The sequence below is a fragment of the Rathayibacter agropyri genome (genome assembly GCF_013249015.1).
In the GTDB taxonomy this organism is placed as follows: Bacteria; Actinomycetota; Actinomycetes; order Actinomycetales; family Microbacteriaceae; genus Rathayibacter; species Rathayibacter agropyri.
In genome coordinates, this window is the sequence record NZ_JABRPL010000004.1 from 38,087 (window position 1) to 52,314 (window position 14,228).

Here is a 14,228-nt window from a genome sequence, read left to right on the forward strand (position 1 = left end):
ACCCCTGAGACTCCTCTGTGCCCCCTCGCTCCATCCGCTCCTCTGCGCCCGCCGGCCTCCACCAGACCCCGACTCGCCCGGATGACACTCCCGCCGCGGCTCCGCCGCTCACTCGCCGCGAAGCTCGCGAGCGCGAGGGCCGGATCCGCTCCGCCGCCCCCAGGGTGACCACGGCTCCTCCTGTCGCCGCCGCGCGCGCAGTCGCTCCCGAGAGCGAAGCGCCCACTCCGCAGCGCCCCGCGGGAGAAGCCGCCTTCGACTCCCGCCGCAACCGCCGCGCCGCAGAGCGCCACCGCGCACACACCGAACCCTTCGACCGGCGCGGGTCGTCCTTCGTCCGTCCGTCGCGGCGGACGGTGGCGCTCGCCGTCTCGGGCGGACTCGTCGTCGTGGCCGTCGCCTCCAATCTCGGCCTGACCGTGGGAGCCGCGCCCTGGGCGCGGTCCGCGCCCGCAGCGCCGTCCGCGTCCCCGTCGCCGACCAGCGTCGCAGTGCTCCCCGCGATCACCGGCTCGTCGCGGGTCGTGCTGAGCGCGGTCTCGACTACCTCGGGAACCGTCGCGGGCGGCACGAGCGTCACGCTCGAAGGCTCGAACCTCGACGCTGTCGCCACGGTCCGCTTCGGCGGGGCCGAGGGCAGCGTCGCAGTCGAGAACCCCGACCAGATCACGGTCACCGCGCCGCCGGCCGCCGAGGAGGCCGAGGGCGTCGTGCCGGTGGCCTTCTTCGACGCACACGGTGAGCCGGTCAGGTTCGACGCCGTGACCGACTCCGCTGCCGCTGTGACCGTCGATGGCGCTCCCGCCGACAGCGTGCAGCCGGCGGTCGACAGAAGAGCGGCGGAGGGATCCGCCGCCGTGTCGACCGATCTCGCCGTTCCCACCCAGACACCGAGCGAAGCCGCAACGGGCGTCCTCGCGAGCACCAAGGTCGTCGCCTCCGCGATCACCTTCGCGTACACGCCCGACCCGGCAATCGAGGCAGCGAAGGCGCAGGCCGCGCTCGACGCCAGCCGCCTCGCCTCGCAGCTCGACTACCTCGGCACCTACTGGAGCGATTACAACTCCGCCCAGTACGGCGTGATCCCGGGGAACGACTGCGTCAACTTCACGTCGCAGTCGCTGATCGCGCGCGGCTGGAACATGGACGGCGAGTGGAACTACTCCTCGACCAGTGGCTACAGCTCGGCCTGGGCATCGTCGACGGCGTTCAATTCCTACCTCGCCGCGCATCCCGAACGGGCGACGCCGATCGCCAACACGGAGCGGAGCCGGGTGAAGCCCGGCGACATCGTCCAGTTCGACTGGGATGGTTCGGGGGACTGGGACCACACGGGCGTCGTGACGCGCGTTGTCGGCGGCACGATCCTGTACTCGTCGCACACCATGAACAATCACGACCAGAGCGTCGACGCGGCCTCGGCCCGGCGGATCATGTTCTGGGGCGTCTGACCGAGGCGGCGCTCTCACCGAGACGGCAGAGGGGGCCGCCTCCGCCGAGCGGTGACGACCCCTCTCGGGCGATCGAGTCGTCCACCGGCGGATGACGGGAAGACTCACGGCCGGTTCAGGCGACCCGGTCCTCCTTGGAGAAGCCGGCGCGTGCGCTCGAGGCGACCTCGAGCACGACGGGCAGGCGAGCGCCGAGCAGGGTGTCGAGAGCCTCGACCTCTCGGTGCACGGCGTCGATCACGGTACGCGGCGAAACTCCTGCGCGGGGCAGTGCCCGCACCTTCAGCGCGGTGTCCGAGCCGTGACGGTAGGCGGAGACCGTGACGTCGAGCAGCTCGGAGCGACCGGCAAGCGCGTTCTCGAGGACGTCCTCGGCGAAGCCGGTGGCGATCTCGATCCCGCCCGCGGGGCCTTCGTCCGACTCGTCGCGGAGCACCGTGTTCACGCGGCCGTGACCGTGCGCGAACATCAGCACCAGCGCGAGGACGACCCCCAGGAGGCAGATGCCGATGATCGCGTACAGCGGCCACAGGGCCGCGCCGTCGTTCCAGGCCGTGCCCCGCCCGGGCGAGATCCGCGAGGCGAGCGCGGCGCCCTGGCCCTCGCCGAAGGACGAGACGGCGTCGCGTACCGGCTGCGAGACGGCGATCAGGACGGCGCCTGCGCTGACCGCGGCGAGCAGGAGGCCCGTCACGAGCAGAACGAGGCGATTGACGAAGCGGTTGCTCGTGGTCATCAGATCTTCCCGGAGTCGGAGACGCGGACGGTGGCGCGGGTGGCGGGTGCCGCCGCGATGCGGGCGAGTTCCTCGTCGACCGCTTTCTGCACCAGATCGCGGTCGACCGCGATGCCGGAGGCGGGAGTCACCTCGACCAGCGCGGTGCGCCGTCCGAGAGAGGCGCGGGTGTCCTCGCGTCGTGAGTGGGCGGCGGTGCGCGCTGTCCGCGCGAGTGCGGAGGCGATGACGCCGTCATCGACCACGACCGCGAGCCGGTCGTCCTCGACGGTGTGCCTGGCGCGGGCTCCCGGTGCTACAGCAAGCACCAGGAGGATCAGCGCGAGGATCCCCGCGGTGACAGCCACACCGATCAGGGCCGGCTGAGCCAGCGCCGCGACCGAGACGAGGGCGCTGAGCAGTGCCGACGGGGCAAGCAGGAGCGGGGCTACGCCGAGCACGGCGAGCACTGCCTCCGTACCGACATAGGCGGCGACGAGTGTGATGAGCACCAGCACAATGATCTGCGCGGCCGAGCGGGAACTGTGCGTCTCACGGCGGAGGTAGCGGCGATACCGGGCGCGGGGCTCGGCGTCGCGGGCGGCGCGTGCGGGACTCATGCGACTCTCCTCGTGGTTCGAGCGCGGGTGCCCGTGACCCGGATGTCGACCCGGGTGACGGTTCGGCCGGTAAGTACCTGCATCCGAGAGGCGATGCGGGAGCGGTCGCGGTGAAGGCGATCGAGCAGAGGGTCGCCGGTCGCCTCCTCAAGGACAACGGGAGCGGTGATGGCGAGCGCGAGGCCGCCGCGATCATCCGACAGCCGGACGCGGATCGCAGAGACCTCGACGCCCAGCTCCTCGTGGACGATCGCCACGGCCGCGCGCTCGATCGAGCGGGTGGTGATGGTGACGGTGCCCGCCACCGGCGAGGCGGGACGCGTGTCGAGAGCGGTCACGAAGGACTCCTAGCGGGAAGTCGTGCGGCCGCGGAACACGTCCACGAGGCTGCGCACGTCGAGGGAGCCGTCGGCGACCCGGGCGAGCGCGACGCCCAGGGCCATGAACACGGCCGTCAGCACGAAGCCCCAGAAGCCGAAGAGCAGGGCCGCGAAGGCGAGGATCGCGCCGATCGCGACACCGAGGACGGTGCTGCGTCCGCCGGGGGCGGTGGGGCGGGAGGAGTCGCCGAAGCCGCTCATCGGACGCGGCTCTCGGTCGACTCGTCGTCCTTGTCGGACTTGTCGTCGCCGGGGATGTGCACGTCGACGATCGCGATGTTGATGTCGGCGACGTCCATGCCCACCAGCTCGGTGATCGCGCTGGCCACGGCCGCGCGGACGGCATTGGCAACCTGCTGCATCGGGACCGGGTACTCGACGACGACGGTGACGTCGGCGGCGACCTGCGTCTCGCCCACCTCGACGCTCACGCCCTGGGAGTGGTCGGCGCCGCCGACGGCCTGGCGGATCGCGCCGAACGCGCGGGCGGCGTTGTTGCCGAGGGCGTAGACGCCGGGAACCTCGCGGGCCGCGATGCCCGCGACCTTCGCGACGACACCGTCGTCGATGACCGTGGTGCCCTGCGCCGTGCCGGAGCCGGTGGAGCCGCCGAGGCTGGTCACCGTTTCGACGGGAGCTGTGCCGGCGCGGGCGGTAGAGGGAGGAGGAGTGCTGTTGCTCATGATGTCTCCTGAACGTCGTGTCGGCCGCAGTACGAGCAGACCGGAATGGAAAGCCCGGCGGTTCTCCGCTCGGGCTGTGCTTTCATGAGTGAGACGGATTCCCTCGCGGCTTCGTCACGGTGCGGATCACGATTTTTCCTGACTGTTCCCCGATAGTCTTCCGGCCACTCCGGCCGGTTCTGCGAATGGAGGCGGCACATGCCCGGTCTGGAGTCGGCGAGCGATGCGCTCCTCGCCGAGCGCTCCGCCGAGGGCGATGTGCGGGCCTTCGAGATGCTGGTCAAGCGGCACCAGTCGATCCTGCGGGCCTACGCTTGGCGGCTGACCGGCTCGCAAGCGGACGCTTCGGATGCCGTGCAGAACGCGCTGATCACGGTGTGGGCGCAGCTGCCTCAGCTGAAGGAGCCCGCCAGCGTGCGCAGCTGGATGATGCGGATCGTCAGCCGCTCGAGTGTCGACTTGCTGCGCCAGCGCCGCCCGACCGACGACGTCGATGCCGTGGAGCATCCGCCGTCGCGCGAGCCCGGTCCGTTCGAGGCCGTGGAGCAGAGCGACGCCATGAGAGCGCTCGCGCACGCGCTCTCGGAGCTGCCGGAGTCGCAGCGCCAATGCTGGTTGCTGCGCGAGGTCGGCGGGGAGTCCTACCACGAGATCGCCGACCATCTCGGGCTGACACCCACCGCCGTTCGGGGCAAGCTCGCCCGCGCGCGCGATGCGCTGGTCGTGGCGATGGAGGACTGGCGATGAGGGAGCAGACGCGATGAACGCGGATCAGACCCCCGGCGACGGGCAGGGGCTCGGTGAGGAGCACGACGTCGTGCCGCCTCCCGTGCAGGAGCAGGACGGCATCGGGATCGACGAGTTGAGCGACTACCTCGACCGCGGCCGTTCTCCCTACGATCCGGTGATCGAGGAGTCCCCCGAGCACCGTCGCACTCTGCGCGCCCTCGAACGAGTCCGTGCGCTCTCGGGCGCGCTCATCGATGATGACGCCGCGCGACTACCGGCCCCTGAGGCGAGCTGGTTCGGCTCGATCCTCGCCCAGGCGCGGAGGGAGGCCCGCGCGGGCCGCGATATCCCTTTCGCGAGCATGCAGCCGGACATGTCGCTGACCATCACCGAGGGGGCGGTCCGCGGCCTCGTCCGCGAGGCGGGCGACAGCGTCCCGGGCGTCCTCGTCGGCCGCTGCCGACTCGTCGGCGACATCGACGTCGGCGCAGAGGTAGTGGTGGAGGTGACGATCTCGGTCTTCTGGGGCATCCCGATCGCCGAGGCCGCTCAGCAGGTCCGTGAGCGCGTGCACACGCGGCTGCTCACCCAGACCGAGCTGCGGGTCTCGACCATCGACGTCCGCGTCGAGGACGTCTATCTTCCCGAGGCGGAGGAATCGTGAGCCCGCGACCGCCCGCTGCGCCGGGCCCGACGGCGGCGCTCGCCGCCGAGCTGCGCCTGCTCGATGGAGTGGCGACCCTGGTGCCGGTGCGGCCGGAGGTACGCGACGTCCTCGCCCAGGCGGCCTCCGCGCTGAGTGCGCGGGGTCTCGCGATCGAGGCCCTCGGCAGGGCGAGCGGCGGCACGCCAGCCGAGCCGGTGCTGGTGCGGATCGTGGGCGAGGAGGTGTCGGTCTCGGTGGATGTGGGCGTGACAGCCGATGCCTCGGCTCCCGATGTCGCCCGTGCGGTGGGAGCGGCCGTGCGCGAGTGGTGCCGTCGCGAGCATCCGCTGCTGCACCCCCGCGTGGCCGTGCGGATCGCCGCCGTCGACTAGGGCGCGCTCAGCGGACGCGGTCGTCGGCGCGCTCCGCGAGAAACGCCTCCGTCTCGGCGGCCGTGGGGGCCGAGACAGCCGCTCCGTGCCGCGTGACGGAGATCGCGGCTGCCGCACTCGCCCACCGCACGAGCGCTCTCAGGGGCTCCGGATCATCATGGCGAACCCCGGTTGCCGCCAGGCGCGCGGCGAAGGCGCCGCAGAAGGTGTCGCCGGCGCCTGTGGTGTCGACCGCCTCCACCCGGAACGCCGGAGCGCGCGCGGGCTCGCGCCCGCGGATCGCGACGACCACGCCGTCCGACCCCAGGGTGACGAGCACGAGCGGGACGAGCGCGGTGAGCGCAGCGGCAAGCGCGTCGTCGCTCTGCGCGGCGATCCCGCAATCAGAGGCGAGCTCGCGTGCCTCGTGCTCGTTCACGATCAGCACATCGAGCGCGTCCAGCAGCTCCGCGGGCAGCGGTCTGATGGGAGCGGCGTTCAGGATCGACACCGTGCCGGCCGCGCGGGCGGTGCGTGCCGCCTCCGTCACACTCGCCAGCGGGATCTCGAGTTGCAGCAGGAGCGCGTCGGCGGCGGCCACCAGGCTTTTTTCCTCAGCGGTGAGGCGGAGCAGGGCGGTGTTGGCTCCGGAGTCGACGACAATCGCGTTCTCGCCGCGTTCGTCGACCGTGATGTGGGCAGTGCCGGTGCGTAGGTCGCCGCGCCGGGCGTGCAGCGTCAGCGGTTCGTTGCCGAGCACGCCCGCGAGTTCGTCACCCGCCGCGTCTCGGCCCAGGCTGGTGACGAACGCGGTGCCTGGCTCGGTGCGCGCCGCGGCAACCGCCTGGTTGAGGCCCTTGCCGCCGGGGAATGCGCGGGAATCACGCGCGAGAACGGTCTCGCCCGGAGCCGGGATGCGCACGACGCGGTGCACGTGGTCGAGGTTGGTGCTGCCGAGGACGAGGAGTGGCATGCCCTCGACGGTAGGGCATGCGCAAGGGGGTCCGCCGCGTCTGGGGCCGCGCCTACGGTAAAGGCATGGACACTCGAATCCTCGGCCGCACTGGCGCGCCCGTCTCCGTCGTCGGCCTCGGAACCTGGCAGCTCGGTGCCGACTGGGGGGATGTCGCCGAGGGCGACGCCCTCGCCGTGCTCGACGCTGCGGTGGAGTCGGGCGTCACTCTGTTCGACACCGCCGACGTGTACGGCGACGGCCGCAGTGAGCGCACGATCGGCGCCTACCGCGCCGCGCACCCCGACGCCCACGTCTTCGTGGCCACCAAGATGGGCCGCCGCGCGGAGCAGATTCCCGCGAACTACGTCCTCGACAACTTCCGCGCATGGACCGACCGCTCCCGCGCCAACCTCGGCGTCGACACCCTCGACCTCGTTCAGCTGCACTGCCCGCCCACCTCCGTCTACTCCGACGACGCCGTTTACGACGCGCTCGACACCCTCGTCGCGGACGGCGCGATTGCCCACTACGGAGTCTCGGTCGAGCGCACGGAGGAGGCGCTCGCCGCGATCGCCCGGCCGAACGTCGCGAGCGTCCAGATCATCCTGAACGCGTTCCGGCTCAAGCCGCTCGATGAGGTGCTGCCGGCGGCTCGGGAGGCGGGTGTCGGCATCCTGGCGCGTGTCCCGCTCGCCTCCGGTCTGCTCAGCGGGCGCTACACGACCGAGACGGCGTTTGCTCCGGACGATCACCGCAGCTACAACCGCGACGGCTCGGCCTTCGACGTCGGCGAGACGTTCTCGGGCGTCGACTTCGCGACCGGAGTCGAGGCCGCGCAGGAGTTCTCGCGCCTCGCGGACGACCACGGCCTCGCTCCCGCCGCGGCGGCCCTCGCCTGGATCATTCAGCAAGACGGCGTCACCTCGGTGATCCCCGGCGCCCGCTCGCCCGAGCAGGCCCGTGCCAACGCAGCCGCCGCCTCCGCTGCGCCCCTCGGCCCCGCCTTCATGGAGGCGGTCACCGCCCTCTACGACACGCACTTCCGCCCCACCATCCACCCCCGCTGGTAACAGCACCGCTGCTGACTCGCCCGAGAAGGCTCGTTCTCCCGCCCGAGAACGAGCCTTCTCCGGCGAGTGAGCGAGAGGCTGTGGAGAGTTCGAGCGGAGAAAGGGGCGCGGGCGCCAGCATGGGCGCGTGCAGAAGGATGTGTTCAGGGTGGCGGAGGGGTCCGCGGCGGGGCTGTCGCGGGCGGCAATGCGCAGGATCGACGCGCCGGTCTACGGGATGCGATCGATCACTCCCGCCGTGACGCTGGTGGATCGCTGCTCAGCGCTCCTTGCCCGGCTGGGCGGTCACGCGTTCGTCTGCGGACCGACCGCGGCGCTGCTCTGGGGTGCGCCCCTTGATCGCCACTGGGAGGAGCGCACTGCACTCGACGTCGCCGTTGAGGCGCCGGCTCGCGCGCCGCACGCTACCGGGATCGCTGGACGCTCCGTTCGCCTCGGGCCCGGGGACGTCCTCGACGGACGGCGCGGGCGCCTCACCGGTCCCGCTCGCACCTGGTGCGACCTGGGTGCGGTCCTGCCGCTTGCCGATCTCGTGGCCGTTGGCGACTTCCTCCTGCACGCGAGGCTGATCGACGGGGCTGGCCTGAAGGCCGCGGTCGAGCGCTACCCCGGTCGCCGGGGGCTGCGCCTGCTCCGCACCGCGCTCGCGCTCCTCGACGGGCGGGCCGAGTCTCGCCCGGAGTCGCTGGTGCGGGTCGCGCTGGTGCTCGCCGGGATTGCGGGCATCGAGGCGAACGTCGTGATCCGCGATGAGAAGGGCGGCTTCCTCGCCCGCGTCGACCTCTGCATCGCCTGGGCGCGGGTGGTGATCGAGTATCACGGCGACTACCACCGGGTCGAGAAGGGCCGCTGGCGTCGAGACCGCGCCCGCGCCGGGCGCCTCCGGGCCGCGGGATGGAACGTCATCGAACTCACCGGCGACGACCTCACCGATCTCCCCGCGGTCGTCGCCGCCGTTCGTGCGGCGCTCCGGCCCTGAATCGCCCGAGAAGGCTCGTTCTCGATGCGGAGAACGAGCCTTCTCGGGCGACTGAGCGCGGGTTAGGCGTTCAGCGCGGCGTCCACGATCGTGCGGGCCTCGGCCTGGACCTCGTGCAGGTGGTCGAGGCCGCGGAAGCTCTCGGCGTAGATCTTGTAGACGTCCTCGGTGCCGGAGGGGCGCGCGGCGAACCACGCGTCCGCCGTGACGACCTTGACGCCTCCGACGGCCGCGCCGTTGCCGGGGGCCTTCGAGAGCTTCGCCGTGATCTCGGAGCCGGCGAGCGTGGTCGCCGTGATCGCGTCGCCGTCGAGCTTGCCGAGCGCCGCCTTCTGCGCCTTCGTCGCGACCGCGTCCACGCGCTCGTAGACCGGATCGCCGAAGCGCTCGGTCAGCTCGCGGTAGAGCGCCGACGGGCTCTTGCCGGTGACGGCGACGATCTCGGACGCGAGCAGCGCCAGCAGGATGCCGTCCTTGTCCGTGGTCCAGACGGTGCCGTCGAAGCGAAGGAACGACGCGCCCGCCGACTCCTCGCCGCCGAAGCCGACCGAGCCGTCGACCAGGCCAGGTACGAACCACTTGAAGCCGACCGGAACCTCCCAAAGGCGGCGGCCCAGCGACTCGGCGACCCGGTCGATGATCGAGGAGGACACCAGCGTCTTGCCGATCGCCGCGTCCTCGCGCCAGCCGGTGCGGTGGCGGTAGAGGTAGTCGATCGCGACGGCGAGGTAGTGGTTGGGGTTCATCAGCCCGCCGTCGGGGGTGACGATGCCGTGGCGGTCGGCGTCCGCGTCGTTCCCGGTGAGGATGTCGAAGTCGCCGGCGCGCGCGACGACCGAGGCCATCGCGCTGGGGGAGGACGGGTCCATCCGGATCTTGCCATCCCAGTCGAGGGTCATGAAGCCCCACGCCGGGTCCACCTCGCCGTTGACCACTGTCAGGTCGAGCTCGTACATCTCGGCGATCAGCTGCCAGTAGTGCACGGAGGCACCGCCCAGCGGGTCGGCCCCGATGCGCACGCCGGCCTTCTTGATCGCGTCGATGTCGATGATGGTCGCTAGATCGGCGACGTAGTGGGTGCGGTAGTCGTAGGTCTCCACCGCGGAGGGTTCGGCCGATTTCACGCCGCGGTTGCCGTCGGCGATGAGCTCGTTGGCGCGGTTCGCAATCCAGGTCGTGGCGTCGGAGTCGGCCGGGCCGCCGTGCGGCGGGTTGTACTTGAAGCCGCCGTCGCGGGGCGGGTTGTGCGAGGGGGTGACCACGATTCCGTCGGCCAGGTCGGTGTGGGAGGCGTCGTTGTTGTAGCGGAGGATCGCGTGGCTGAGCGCGGGAGTCGGCACGAAGTCGTCGAACTCGTCGACCAGCACACGCACCTGGTTGCCGACCAGCACCTCCAGTGCTGTGGTCAGCGCCGGCCGCGAGAGCCCGTGCGTGTCGGCGCCGATGAAGAGCGGCCCGGTGACTCCCTGCTCGGTGCGGTACTCGACGATCGCCTGCGTGACCGCGGCGATGTGGTCCTCGTTGAAGGCACTGTCAAAGGAGGAGCCGCGATGGCCCGACGTACCGAACACCACCTTCTGCGCCGGATGGGACACGTCCGGCTTCTGCTCGTAGTACGCCCTGACGAGGGCCTCGACGTCGATGAGATCGGAGGCCTCTGCCGGCTTCCCTGCGCGATCAGTCATGCCGTCCATAGTGGCAGTCGGCCCGCTCCAGGGGTACTGGGGCTGGCTAGGCTTGCGCCATGCTCGACAGTGCCCCCGCGACCCGTGCCTACAGCTATCTCGGGCCGAGCGGCACGTTCACCGAGGCGGCGCTCGCGCAGGTCCCGGAGGCGCGCGGACAGCTCTGGCGCAGCGTCGCGAACGTGGGCGAGGCGCTCGCCGACCTCGTCTCGGGCCGGAGCATCGGCGCCGTCATCGCGATCGAGAACTCGGTCGAGGGCGGAGTGACGGCCACGCAGGACGCGCTCGCCCGGATCCCGGGGCTGCGCATCGTCGGCGAGTACCTCGTCCCGGTGTCGTTCATCCTGGTTGGCCGCCCTGGCACGCGCCTCGAGGACGTGCGCACGGTCGCCGCGCATCCCGTTGCTTACGGTCAGTGCCGGGTGTGGCTCGATCGCGAGATCCCCAGCCACGAGCACCTGCCCGCCTCGAGCAACGTCCAGGCCACCGTCGACCTCCTCAGCGGATCGCCCGCGCAGGCCGCCATCGCGCCGCCAGGCATCGCCGCGCACCACGACGTCGCCGTGCTCGCCGAGCGGATCGGCGACAATCCGAACGCGGTCACCCGCTTCGTGCACGTTTCGCGCTCGCGGGTGCTGCCCGAGCCGACAGGAGCCGACAAGACCAGCGTGATCGCCGAGTTGCCGGCCGACGAGCCGGGCTCCCTGCTCGACATGCTCGAGCAGTTCGCGACCCGCGGAGTGAACCTGAGCACCATCCAGTCGCGGCCGATCGGCGACGCCATGGGCCGCTATCGCTTCGTCATCGACCTCGACGGCCACGTGCAGGACGAGCGGGTGGCGGACGCTCTGATGGGCCTGCGCCGCTTCAGCCCCAAGGTCGTCTTCCTCGGCTCCTACCCGCGCGCCGACCGCCGGCCCGTTACTCCGGTGCGACGCTACGACGACGAGGTGTTCGTGGAGGCTCGCGATTGGCTGCGCGGCATCCTCTCTCACGAGCCGGAGGTCGACGATGACTGAGGACGCCGAGCGGATCGATCCGCGCTATGACCCCGCTTTCCAGCGCGGATTCTCGGGGGGTGTGGGGCGGCTGCGCGAGGACGAGCGGGCCTTCGCCCGGCCCGGGACGGGCGCCGCTCCCGCGGTCCCACCGAGTGCTGCGGGCAGTCCCGAGGGGACGCGCTCCCGGTGGAGGCGACGGTCCGTGGAGCGGGCGCCGCTGGTGCAGGAGCCGGGCGATCGGACCCCGGCAGGGCAGGCGCCCACCGAAGCGCCTCCTGCCCACACCACCACTCCCGAACTTCCTCGTGAGGCTCCGCTCTTGCGTAACCCGTGGCTGCTCGTACTGCTGCTGGCCGGCCTCGCGGGGACGATCCTCGGTCTCGCACTGCTCTGGACCGGCTACTCGTCCCCGCCACCGCCGTACTACGGCGACTCGGACGTCCCGTCGCCCGCGTGGATCCGGCGCCAGCTTCTGTATTACTCCTGCATCCCGCTGCTCGGCTGCTTGCCCGCCGCGCTGCTTCTCGCCGTCGGCGTGGCCGCGCTGCGCTGGACGGGCGCTTCGGTGCGGCGCCGCGGGGAGGAGGGGCCGCAGCTCCTCGATGCACAGGCCCGGTTGGGGGAGGCTCAGGCTTCGGAGCCTCAGACTCCGACGCCTCAGACTCCTGACGCGCCGAAGAGGAGACCGAGCAGGTAGGTCACCAGGGCGGCGCCGTAGCCGATCCCGAGTTGGCGGAGTGCGCGTGCCAGGGGCGGCGCCCCCGAGAGCAGGCCGACCACGGCCCCGGTCGCCAGTAGCGCAATACCGACCAGGACGCAGGCGACGACCACAGCTGCCAGACCCGAGAGCCCGATCAAGTAGGGCAACACCGGGATGATCGCGCCCGAGGCGAAGAAGCAGAAACTTGAGAGCGCCGCGCCCATGCCGGTGCCGACCGACTCGTGCTCGTCGATGTCGGGATCCACCGCTGCTCCGCCGAGCGTAATCGGCGACGTGACCGCGCCCCCGCGCAGGCCGGTGAAAACGGAGGCGGCGCGCGCATTCGCCTGCTCCTGCGTCATTCCCCTGGCCCGGTAGACCAGTGCGAGCTCGTTCGCATCGACGTCGAGGTCGGGCACGATGCGGTTGGCATCGAGGTCGGGGCTTGACGCCGAGAGCAGCTCGCGCTGCGAGCGCACCGACACGAACTCCCCGGCGCCCATCGAGAGAGCTCCCGCGAGCAGTCCGGCGATGCCGGTGAGCAGGACGACGCTGGTGCCCACTCCGCTCGCCCCGACCCCGAGCACCAGCGCGAGGTTCGAGACCAGGCCGTCATTCGCGCCGAAGACCGCGGCACGGAACGTGCCCGAGAGGCGCGAGCGTCCGCGCTCGGCAAGTCCGCGGACCACCTCGCCGTGGATCCGCTCGTCGGCCGCCATCGCCTCGGTTGCGTCGTCGTCGTCGGCGTAGGGAGAGCGTGCCTCGGCGCGCTGGATCAGCGCGAGCACGAAGACCGAGCCGAAACGACGGGTGAGAAAGCCCAGGAGGCGCGTGCGCAGATCGGGATGCGGCACCGGGTCGGCCGCCGGACCGAGCAATTCGCGCCAGTGCTCCTCGTGGCGTCCCTCGGCGACGGCGAGGGCGAGCAGGATCTCGCGCTCCTCACCCGACCGGCGGCCGGCCAGATCGCGGTAGACCGCCGCCTCGGCGAGTTCGTCGGCGAGGTAGCGGCGCCAGCGACGCACCTGGGCGGGGCTGGGGTGAGTGGTCGCCATGCGATCTCCTGGGGTAGGCCCGCCGACCCGCGCGAGAGGACCGGTCAGGACGTGCGTCGACTGACCGAAGGTCTCGTTCGCCTCAGCCGCTCGGGCCGGGGTGGAGCGCCGGGCCCGGATCATCCCGGACCAGCATGTCGACGCGCCTCGTCGTCCGCTTGACGGACGGTGGGAACTACTCCCCTTCGCGCGACCCACCGTAGCCGAGATCGCGTGGGGGCGGGGGCGCCCGCGGAGGTCGGCGGCGTCCGTGGATCAGCGGTGTGCCGGAGTCGCTTCCCCTGCCCGTTCGGCGCTCCAGCCCGTTCGGCGCTCCAGCCCGCTCAGCGCGACGCCGCGGCTCGGGAGGCTCGGCGGAGTTGGCGCTCGTGCTCCGCGTCGAGCAGCGTGCGGGTGGCGGGGATGCCGAGGAACTCGACCAGGATCCCGGTCTCCTCCTCAATGCGCTCCGCGCGGTCGAGCGGATCGGAGCGCAACAGGCGACGGGCGGCTGCGGCGACGTGTGCGGGTTTGGCGGCGAGCGCCCGCACGCGCTCGCCCACGCGGCCGACGAGGTCGGCGCGCGGCACGATCTCGGTCACGAGCTGCCACTCCAGTGCCTCGACCGCGCGGACCGGACGACCCGAGAGCACGAAGTCGAGCGCACGGCGGCGGCCGATCGCGCGGGGGAGAGCAGCGGTGACGCCGACGTCCGGGACCAGGCCGACGTCTCCGTAGGCGCTGAGGAACAGCGCGGCCGGAGTGGCGACGACGATGTCCGCGGCGAGCGCGAAGGCGATCCCGGCTCCGGCTGTCATGCCGTCGATCGCGCAGACCACGACGGCGCTGCCGTCCTCGAGGAGGCGGATGACCTCGGCCGTCGTGGTCGCCAGATCGCGGAGGTAGTCGCCGGGCCGGTCGGCGCCCATGATCGCCGAAATGTCGCCGCCGGTGCAGAATGCGCGGCCGGTCGCGGCGATCACGATGACGGAGCAGCCGGGATCGGCATCAAGGTCGGCGACGGTGCGCAGCAGCAGGCGGGCGGTGCCGAGGTCGATGGCGTTCAGCGCGTCGGGGCGGTCGAGCGTGATCCTGGCGACGGAGCCGTCGCGCTCGAGTACGACGCCGGGCGACGCGTCGGTGAGAACGGTGGAGTGCATGGGGTGCCTTCGGGGGAGCAGGACAGTTGACGGGGGTCTTGAGAGACAT

At 71.7% G+C, this 14,228-nt stretch carries 17 protein-coding genes; 8 read left to right on the top strand and 9 right to left on the bottom strand.

Going from position 1 to position 14,228, the window contains the following annotated elements; translation table 11 throughout:
* Positions 1–17: 17 nt before the first annotated feature.
* Positions 18–1,451, top strand: a complete 1,434-nt coding sequence (locus HRF29_RS15365) for an amidase domain-containing protein (RefSeq protein WP_173248794.1) — start codon at positions 18–20, stop codon at positions 1,449–1,451.
* Positions 1,452–1,566: 115 nt separating this feature from the next.
* Here the strand turns inward: HRF29_RS15365 and HRF29_RS11135 are convergent, their stop codons facing one another.
* From HRF29_RS11135 to HRF29_RS11155, 5 genes are read right to left on the bottom strand one after another with little or no spacing between them, the layout of a single operon-like run.
* On the bottom strand, positions 1,567–2,187 hold the full coding sequence (locus tag HRF29_RS11135; RefSeq protein ID WP_173248795.1) for a hypothetical protein: 621 nt from the start codon (positions 2,185–2,187) through the stop codon (positions 1,567–1,569).
* Positions 2,187–2,786 carry a hypothetical protein gene (locus HRF29_RS11140; protein WP_173248797.1) on the bottom strand — a complete coding sequence of 200 codons (600 nt, stop codon included), beginning with the start codon at positions 2,784–2,786 and terminating at the stop codon, positions 2,187–2,189. Before HRF29_RS11140 ends, HRF29_RS11135 begins: the two co-directional genes overlap by 1 nt.
* On the bottom strand, positions 2,783–3,124 hold the full coding sequence (locus HRF29_RS11145) for a hypothetical protein (RefSeq protein WP_173248799.1): 342 nt from the start codon (positions 3,122–3,124) through the stop codon (positions 2,783–2,785). The genes HRF29_RS11140 and HRF29_RS11145 overlap by 4 nt, the downstream gene beginning before the upstream one ends.
* Before the next feature lie 9 nt (positions 3,125–3,133).
* Complete coding sequence (locus HRF29_RS11150; protein WP_173248801.1) at positions 3,134–3,367, bottom strand: DUF2273 domain-containing protein; 234 nt, start codon at positions 3,365–3,367, stop codon at positions 3,134–3,136.
* A complete protein-coding gene (locus HRF29_RS11155; protein WP_173248803.1) occupies positions 3,364–3,849 on the bottom strand; it encodes an Asp23/Gls24 family envelope stress response protein in 486 nt (161 codons plus the stop codon). The genes HRF29_RS11150 and HRF29_RS11155 overlap by 4 nt, the downstream gene beginning before the upstream one ends.
* 198 nt (positions 3,850–4,047) lie before the next feature.
* On the opposite strand from HRF29_RS11155, the gene HRF29_RS11160 reads away from it, so the two are divergent.
* From HRF29_RS11160 to HRF29_RS11170, 3 genes are read left to right on the top strand one after another with little or no spacing between them, the layout of a single operon-like run.
* Positions 4,048–4,596, top strand: coding sequence for an RNA polymerase sigma factor (locus HRF29_RS11160; RefSeq protein ID WP_173248805.1), 549 nt, complete (start codon positions 4,048–4,050; stop codon positions 4,594–4,596).
* Between the two features lie 13 nt (positions 4,597–4,609).
* The gene (locus HRF29_RS11165; RefSeq protein ID WP_173248807.1) at positions 4,610–5,242 is read left to right on the top strand and encodes an Asp23/Gls24 family envelope stress response protein; all 633 of its coding nucleotides are present in this window, start codon (positions 4,610–4,612) and stop codon (positions 5,240–5,242) included.
* The gene (locus HRF29_RS11170) at positions 5,239–5,616 is read left to right on the top strand and encodes a hypothetical protein (protein ID WP_173248809.1); all 378 of its coding nucleotides are present in this window, start codon (positions 5,239–5,241) and stop codon (positions 5,614–5,616) included. Before HRF29_RS11165 ends, HRF29_RS11170 begins: the two co-directional genes overlap by 4 nt.
* 7 nt (positions 5,617–5,623) lie before the next feature.
* Here the strand turns inward: HRF29_RS11170 and HRF29_RS11175 are convergent, their stop codons facing one another.
* Complete coding sequence (locus HRF29_RS11175) at positions 5,624–6,568, bottom strand: ribokinase (RefSeq protein WP_173248810.1); 945 nt, start codon at positions 6,566–6,568, stop codon at positions 5,624–5,626.
* A 65-nt stretch (positions 6,569–6,633) separates the two neighbouring features.
* Here HRF29_RS11175 and HRF29_RS11180 point away from each other — a divergent pair, with 65 nt between their 5' ends.
* Both HRF29_RS11180 and HRF29_RS11185 read left to right on the top strand, forming a co-directional pair.
* Positions 6,634–7,620: an aldo/keto reductase gene (locus HRF29_RS11180; RefSeq protein WP_173248812.1), complete on the top strand. Its 987-nt coding sequence runs from the start codon at positions 6,634–6,636 to the stop codon at positions 7,618–7,620.
* 127 nt (positions 7,621–7,747) lie between these two features.
* On the top strand, positions 7,748–8,599 hold the full coding sequence (locus HRF29_RS11185) for a hypothetical protein (protein ID WP_173248814.1): 852 nt from the start codon (positions 7,748–7,750) through the stop codon (positions 8,597–8,599).
* Positions 8,600–8,661: 62 nt separating this feature from the next.
* Here HRF29_RS11185 and pgm read toward each other — a convergent pair whose 3' ends face one another.
* A complete protein-coding gene (gene pgm / locus HRF29_RS11190) occupies positions 8,662–10,284 on the bottom strand; it encodes a phosphoglucomutase (alpha-D-glucose-1,6-bisphosphate-dependent) (protein WP_173248816.1) in 1,623 nt (540 codons plus the stop codon).
* Between the two features lie 59 nt (positions 10,285–10,343).
* Here pgm and pheA point away from each other — a divergent pair, with 59 nt between their 5' ends.
* Both pheA and HRF29_RS11200 read left to right on the top strand, forming a co-directional pair.
* Complete coding sequence (gene pheA / locus HRF29_RS11195) at positions 10,344–11,303, top strand: prephenate dehydratase (protein WP_173248818.1); 960 nt, start codon at positions 10,344–10,346, stop codon at positions 11,301–11,303.
* Positions 11,296–11,982, top strand: a complete 687-nt coding sequence (locus tag HRF29_RS11200; protein ID WP_173248820.1) for a hypothetical protein — start codon at positions 11,296–11,298, stop codon at positions 11,980–11,982. The genes pheA and HRF29_RS11200 overlap by 8 nt, the downstream gene beginning before the upstream one ends.
* Here the strand turns inward: HRF29_RS11200 and HRF29_RS11205 are convergent.
* Together HRF29_RS11205 and HRF29_RS11210 are read right to left on the bottom strand one after the other, a co-directional pair.
* Positions 11,943–13,040 (bottom strand): VIT1/CCC1 transporter family protein, encoded by a 1,098-nt coding sequence (locus tag HRF29_RS11205; protein WP_173248822.1) that lies wholly within the window; start codon positions 13,038–13,040, stop codon positions 11,943–11,945. The two genes, HRF29_RS11200 and HRF29_RS11205, sit on opposite strands and share 40 nt — an antisense overlap.
* A 323-nt stretch (positions 13,041–13,363) precedes the next feature.
* On the bottom strand, positions 13,364–14,179 hold the full coding sequence (locus HRF29_RS11210; protein WP_173248824.1) for an enoyl-CoA hydratase/isomerase family protein: 816 nt from the start codon (positions 14,177–14,179) through the stop codon (positions 13,364–13,366).
* Positions 14,180–14,228 lie beyond the last annotated feature (49 nt).